This is a genomic window from Gluconacetobacter sacchari (assembly GCF_014174255.1).
In the GTDB taxonomy this organism is placed as follows: Bacteria; Pseudomonadota; Alphaproteobacteria; order Acetobacterales; family Acetobacteraceae; genus Gluconacetobacter; species Gluconacetobacter sacchari.
The window spans coordinates 102231-108349 of sequence record NZ_JABEQJ010000016.1; the positions used below are offsets into that span (position 1 = coordinate 102231).

Below are 6119 nucleotides of genomic sequence, written 5' to 3' on the forward strand. Positions count from 1 at the left end.
GTCTTCATGTCGCTTCTGTCGCTGGGTCTGCCGGTAAGGGAATCGGTCACATGTGATGGAAGGTGGGCGCGATCAGGTGGGTCTGGTTGTAGTCCAGCTGCTCCTTCGTCAATTGCAGGCCGACCTCCAGCCGGTAGCCGTCGATTGTGACGCGCTTGGACACCGGCAGCGTGATCGGCACGACCCGGGCATGCGTCAGCATCTGCGTGACGTTGGCCGGGAACTGCACCGTTTCGACGAACTGCTTCTTGTTCTTGATCTCGTCGCCATAGACGACGGCGACGAAATACGGGATTTCGACCGTTCGCCCGGTGCCGGGGCCGCGGGTGACGTTCAGGCCCAGGCTGATCTCGGCGACGACGGGCGCCGGGTGTCCGGAGCCGGCATGGCACTGGCCGGTGACGCGCGTCACGCTGGCCCGCACGGCCATGTGACCGATATCGCGCGACGCGCCGTTGAAGGCCACCAGGTCGGCGGCCGCGCCGGGGACCTCGACCGTCGGGCAGGAGGGCGCGAAGCCGTCGGGGTTGTCCATGGAACAGGCCGCCAGCGACATGGCGAGGGGCAGGATCGCCAGGCCGCCGAGACGGGCGGGGCGGAAGCGGGGAAGGCCGCTCGGGCTGACGATGGTCATGCGGGGGGTCATGCGGGGTTCCGGGGTCTCGTGCTTGGTCATGGTTGCGGGGGCCGCCATGTGGATGGACAGCTTGTGTGGCTCCGGCTGGACGGCTATGTCCAAATGCACCGGGGTTGCAGGAATATGGCTTGCGCCATGGCCCCGGTTTGCGTAGGGCCGGACCTGCACCGGGATGCGCGGCCGGCCGGTCGCAGCCCCCGGCCCGTATCCTATAACGCTCGCCGGCCGTTTGGGGAACACCATGCCCGACCAGATGATTCAGACCCCCGTTTCCGCCCCCGCCGAGGTGCCCGTACGGTCGCTGAAGGTTCTGCTGGCGGGGCCGCGCGGCTTCTGCGCCGGCGTGGATCGCGCGATCCGCGTGGTGGAGGAGGCGATCCGCCGTTACGGCGCGCCGGTCTATGTGCGGCACGAGATCGTGCATAACCGGACCGTGGTCGAGGAACTGGAAGCGCAGGGCGCCATCTTCGTAGAGGAACTGGACGAGGTGCCGGCCGACGCGCATGTCGTGTTCTCGGCCCATGGCGTGCCCAAGACCGTGCCGGCCGAGGCCGAGCGGCGCAACCTGCTGTATCTGGACGCGACCTGCCCGCTGGTGTCCAAGGTACATCGCGAGGCCGAGCGCCATTTCGCCGATGGTGGGCCCGAGAGCCGTCACATCCTGATGATCGGCCATGCCGGCCACCCCGAGGTGGTGGGCACGATGGGCCAGTTGCCGGCCGGCGCCGTGACCCTGATCAACGACGCGGAAGAGGCCCGGACCGTTCAGCCGGCCGATCCCGCGCGGCTGGCCTTCATTACCCAGACCACGCTGTCGGTCGACGATACCGCCGAGATCGTCGAGATCCTGCGCCGTCGCTTTCCGCTGATCGAGGGGCCGAAGCGCGAGGATATCTGCTACGCCACCACCAACCGGCAGGAAGCGGTCAAGGCCATCGCGCCCGGCTGCGACCTGGTGATCGTGATCGGCTCGCCCAATTCGTCCAACTCGCAGCGGCTGCGCGAGGTGGCGGAACGCTCCGGCACGCCGCGCGCCCTGCTGGTGCCGCGCCTGAGCAACCTGGACTGGTCGGTGCTGGAAGGGGTGAACACGCTGGGCATCACCGCCGGGGCCTCGGCGCCCGAGGCGCTGGTGCAGGAAATGGTGGCGGCGCTGGCCAAGCGCTTCACGCTGGAAATCGAGGAACGGACGGTCAAGGAAGAGAACGTGACCTTCCGCCTGCCGGCGCCGCTGGGCTGACCAAGGCCCGGTTCGCATGGCGGTCTATACGGATGTGTCGGACGGGGCGCTGCGCGCGTTCCTGTCCCATTACGATATCGGCGACCTCACGGCCTATCGCGGCATTGCCGAGGGGGTCGAGAACAGCAATTTCGTCCTGCGGACCACGGATGGCGATTTCATCCTGACTTTGTACGAGCGGCGGGTGGACCCTGGCGATCTGCCCTGGTTCCTGGGGTTGATGGGGGCGCTGGCCGACCACGGCCTGTCCTGCCCGCGGCCGGTGGCGGGACGTGACGGCGAGGCCCTGCGCGCGCTGGCGGGCCGTCCGGCGGCGATCACGACCTTTCTGCCGGGCGTGTGGCCGCGTGAGGTGGGGGTGGCGCATTGCGCGCCGCTGGGCGCCGCGCTGGCGGCGCTGCATGTCGCGGGGCGGGACTATACCGCCGAGCGCGTCAACGGGCTGGGGCCCGCCGCGTGGGGGCCGTTGCTGGAGTCCTGCCGGGCGGATGCGGATTCGGTCTCGCCGGGCCTGGGGGGGGAACTGGATGATGCGCTGGGCGCGATCCTGCCGGCGTGGCCGGGCGCGGACGGGCTGCCGCGCGGGCAGATCCATGCCGACCTGTTTCCCGACAACGTGTTCTTTCTCGACGGCAGGGTGTCGGGGGTGATCGATTTCTATTTCGCCTGTACCGACTTCCTGGCCTACGACATCGCGATCTGCCTGAATGCCTGGTGTTTCACGGCCGATGGCGCCTTCGTGCCCGAACGGGCGCGGGCGCTGATCGCGGGATACGAAACGGTGCGGCCGCTGGGCGCGGCCGAGCGGCGGGCCATGCCTGTGCTGGCCGCGGGCGCCGCGATGCGTTTCCTGCTCACCCGGCTGTATGACTGGCTGAACACGCCGGCCGGCGCGATGGTGACGCGCAAGGACCCGCTGGATTACCTGCGCCGCCTGCGCTTTCATCGCGCCGCGGAGGATGGGTCGGTCTATGGCGTCTGATGCCGCATGCGAACTGGATGTGCCGAATGCGTCGGCGCCGGTCGAGATCTGGACGGACGGGGGCTGCAAGCCCAACCCCGGTCCGGGCGGCTGGGCCGCGCTGCTGAAATTTCGCGGCACAGAGCGCGAGATTTCGGGCGGCGAGGCCGAGACCACCAATAATCGCATGGAACTGACGGCGGCGGCCGAGGCGCTGGAGGCGTTGAAGCGGCCCTGCGTCGTGGTGCTGCATACCGACAGCGAGTATGTGCGCAACGGCATCACCCGCTGGCATACCGGCTGGGTGCGGCGGAACTGGCGCAGCGCCTCGGGCGATCCGGTCGCCAACATGGATCTGTGGCGGCGGTTGCTGGAGGTCAGCAAGCGGCACAAGGTCGAGTGGCTGTGGGTGCGGGGCCATTCGGGCGATGAGAACAACGAACGGGTCGACCGGTTGGCCACGGCGGCGCGGGATGCGCTGGGGCTGGCCTATCCCGCCCGCCGCCGGTGACGCCGGCGCCGGCACTGGCGCTGCGGGGGCTGGCCGTGGCGTATCGCGGGCGCGATCTGTTCGCCGGATTGGACCTGACCTTGCGGGGTGGGGTGTTTTCCGTGCTGCTGGGGGCCAGCGGCGTGGGCAAGACCAGCCTGCTGCGTGTGATCGCGGGGCTGGATCGTCCGGCGAGGGGCGCGGTCGCGGCCGATGACGGGGCCCCGCTGGCGGGCCGGGTGGCCTGGATGGGGCAGCGCGACCTGCTGCAACCCTGGGCGCGGGTGATCGACAATGTGACGCTGGGCGACCGGCTGCGCGGCCGCCGCCCCGATCGCGACCGGGCGGCGGCGCTGTTGCGGCGGATGGGCCTGGCCGATCGGCTGACGGCGCTGCCGGCCGAACTGTCGGGGGGCATGCGCCAGCGGGTGGCGCTGGCGCGGACCCTGTACGAGGATCGCCCGGTCGTGCTGATGGACGAGCCGTTTTCGGCGTTGGACAGCGTGACCAGGGCGCGGATGCAGGACCTGGCGGCCGAGACGCTGCATGGCCGCACGGTGGTGCTGATAACCCACGATCCGCTGGAGGCCTGCCGGCTGGGGCAGGCGGTGCTGCTGATGGCGGGCGACCCGGTGCGGGTGGAGGCGATCGAGGTGCCGGCGGGCGCGGTGCCCCGGGCCGCCGATGACGATGGCGTGCTGCATGCCCAGGGCGTGCTGCTGCGCCGCATGCTGGACGCGGCGCGGCCATGAAGGCCGGACGAATCGCGGCGCGGCTGGGGCGCCCGGTCGTCACGCTGTGCGGGCTGGTCCTGCTGTGGTGGGGGATCGTCGCGCTGGGCGGGATCCCGCCTTATCTGCTGCCGTCGCCGGGATCGGTGGCGCGGGCCCTGTGGGCGCAGCGCGGATTGCTGGCCGGCGCGGCGGGGACGACGCTGCTGGAAACCGTGCTGGGGCTGCTGCTGGGGACGGCGGGAGGCGGCGCGCTGGCGCTGCTGATGATGGCCTCGATGCCGGTGCGGCGCTGGATGATGCCGCTGGTGCTGCTGAGCCAGGCGGTGCCGGTCTTTGCGCTGGCGCCGCTGCTGGTGCTGTGGTTCGGCTTCGGCATCGCCTCGAAGGTGGTGATGGCGGTGCTGGTGATCTTCTTTCCGATCACTTCGTCCTTTTTCGACGGGTTGCGCCGCACGCCGCCGGGGTGGCTCGACCTGGCGCGGAGCATGGATGCGCGGCCGGGGCTGGTGCTGTTGCGGCTGCGGCTGCCGGCGGCGCTGCCGGCCTTTGCCTCCGGCCTGCGGGTCGCCGCCGCGATCGCGCCGCTGGGCGCGGTGGTGGGGGAGTGGGTGGGAGCGTCGTCGGGGCTGGGCTTTCTGATGCAGACGGCCAATACCCGCTTCGAGACCGACCTGATGTTCGCGGCGCTGCTGGTGCTGGCGTCGATGACGATGCTGCTCTGGTGGGGGGTGGACCGGGCGCTGGCGCGGATGCTGTACTGGGCGCCGGACGAGCGGTCCGATTGAAGGAGTGAGATCGTGGCGCGTGCCATCATCATCGATACCGACCCGTCGCCGGACGATGCGGTTGCCTTCCTCATGGCGCTGGCCTCGCCGGACGAGCTGGAGGTGCTGGCGCTGACGACCGTGGGCGGCAACGTGCCGCTGGCGCTGACCACGCGCAATGCCCTGATGGCGCTGGAACTGGCGGGGCGGGGGGATGTCCCGGTCCATGCGGGGGCGGCGGGGCCGCTGGTCGGGACGTTGCGGACCGCCGAGCATGTGCATGGCGCCACCGGGTTCGACGGCTATGACCTGCCGCCGCCGTCGCTGGCGCCGGCCGAGGGGTTCGCCGCCGACCGGATCGTGGAGCTGGTGATGGCGCGGCCGCGCGACAGCGTGACGCTGTGCTGCCTGGCGCCGCTGACCAATATCGCGCTGGCGATGATGCGCGAGCCGCGCCTGGCCGGGCATCTGCACGGGATCGTGCTGATGGGCGGCGCGCGGAGCGAGGGTGGGAACATCACCCCGGCGGCGGAATATAATATCCATGTCGATCCCGAGGCGGCGGCGCGGGTCTTCGAATCGGGCGTGCCGATTACCATGATTCCGCTGGACTGCACGCATCGGGCGCTGACGACGGCGGCGCGGATGGCGCGGTTGCGCGCGATCGGCACGCCGCTGGCCGAGGCGTTCTATCACCTGCTGACCTTCAACAAGCGCCACGACGCGCGCCAGTGGGGCACGGATGGCGGTCCGCTGCATGATCCGACGGTGATCGCGGCACTGCTGCGGCCGGAGCTGTTCGGCGGGCGGCTGGCCCATGTCGGGATCGAATGCCACGGCACGCTGACGCGGGGCATGACGGTCATCGACTGGTGGAGCGTGACCGGCCGGCACCCGAATGCGCTGGTTCTCAACCGGATGGATGTCGAGGGCTATTTCGATCTGGTGATCGAACGCCTGTCGCGCTTTGGCATCGGATCGGCATAAAGCGCCGCCGCGCGGCAATGGGCGGTTGCCGGACCGGGGTGCGCTCCAGTAATGGTCGCGCGTTCGCGCCCGTCGGGCGCGGCCGATCCTGACGTCGCTTCCCCGTGAGGCGCCCTGCTGTCCGGAGTCCGCATGGATCACTCATCGCCCGCATCCTCTTTCCTGTCTTCTCCCGCCCGGGCGGCGGGCGGCTCGGGCGACCGGATATTTGCGGGGCTTGTGCGCCTGTGCGGATGGCTGATGCTTGCTCTTCTGGGTGGGTTGATTGCGGTTTTGGCGTGGGGTGGGGTTTCCGCGTGGTCGTCG

7 protein-coding genes are annotated in these 6119 nt (G+C 70.3%); 6 read left to right on the top strand and 1 reads right to left on the bottom strand.

The features are described 5' to 3' along the window. Positions 1-46: 46 nt before the first annotated feature. Positions 47-646, bottom strand: coding sequence for a hypothetical protein (locus HLH48_RS13160; RefSeq protein WP_182997977.1), 600 nt, complete (start codon positions 644-646; stop codon positions 47-49). Positions 647-878: 232 nt separating this feature from the next. Here HLH48_RS13160 and ispH point away from each other — a divergent pair, with 232 nt between their 5' ends. Genes ispH through HLH48_RS13190 form a run of 6 tightly spaced genes read left to right on the top strand, consistent with a single transcriptional unit; the run spans position 879 to position 5813 of the window. Continuing rightward, the gene (gene ispH / locus HLH48_RS13165; protein ID WP_182997978.1) at positions 879-1877 is read left to right on the top strand and encodes a 4-hydroxy-3-methylbut-2-enyl diphosphate reductase; all 999 of its coding nucleotides are present in this window, start codon (positions 879-881) and stop codon (positions 1875-1877) included. A gap of 16 nt (positions 1878-1893) precedes the next feature. After that, positions 1894-2859 (top strand): homoserine kinase, encoded by a 966-nt coding sequence (locus HLH48_RS13170; RefSeq protein WP_182997979.1) that lies wholly within the window; start codon positions 1894-1896, stop codon positions 2857-2859. After that, complete coding sequence (rnhA, locus tag HLH48_RS13175) at positions 2849-3349, top strand: ribonuclease HI (RefSeq protein ID WP_182997980.1); 501 nt, start codon at positions 2849-2851, stop codon at positions 3347-3349. Before HLH48_RS13170 ends, rnhA begins: the two co-directional genes overlap by 11 nt. After that, a complete protein-coding gene (locus HLH48_RS13180) occupies positions 3346-4080 on the top strand; it encodes an ATP-binding cassette domain-containing protein (protein WP_182997981.1) in 735 nt (244 codons plus the stop codon). The genes rnhA and HLH48_RS13180 overlap by 4 nt, the downstream gene beginning before the upstream one ends. After that, positions 4077-4847: an ABC transporter permease gene (locus HLH48_RS13185; RefSeq protein WP_182997982.1), complete on the top strand. Its 771-nt coding sequence runs from the start codon at positions 4077-4079 to the stop codon at positions 4845-4847. The genes HLH48_RS13180 and HLH48_RS13185 overlap by 4 nt, the downstream gene beginning before the upstream one ends. Before the next feature lie 12 nt (positions 4848-4859). Further along, on the top strand, positions 4860-5813 hold the full coding sequence (locus tag HLH48_RS13190) for a nucleoside hydrolase (protein ID WP_182997983.1): 954 nt from the start codon (positions 4860-4862) through the stop codon (positions 5811-5813). The last annotated feature ends 306 nt before the right edge of the window (positions 5814-6119 follow it).

Bases quoted from the DNA above. Each gene is read 5' to 3' on its own strand.
- HLH48_RS13160 (WP_182997977.1), bottom strand. From the start codon at position 646: ATGACCCCCCGCATGACCATCGTCAGCCCGAGCGGCCTTCCCCGCTTC.
- ispH (WP_182997978.1), top strand. From the start codon at position 879: ATGCCCGACCAGATGATTCAGACCCCCGTTTCCGCCCCCGCCGAGGTG.
- HLH48_RS13170 (WP_182997979.1), top strand. From the start codon at position 1,894: ATGGCGGTCTATACGGATGTGTCGGACGGGGCGCTGCGCGCGTTCCTG.
- rnhA (WP_182997980.1), top strand. From the start codon at position 2,849: ATGGCGTCTGATGCCGCATGCGAACTGGATGTGCCGAATGCGTCGGCG.
- HLH48_RS13185 (WP_182997982.1), top strand. From the start codon at position 4,077: ATGAAGGCCGGACGAATCGCGGCGCGGCTGGGGCGCCCGGTCGTCACG.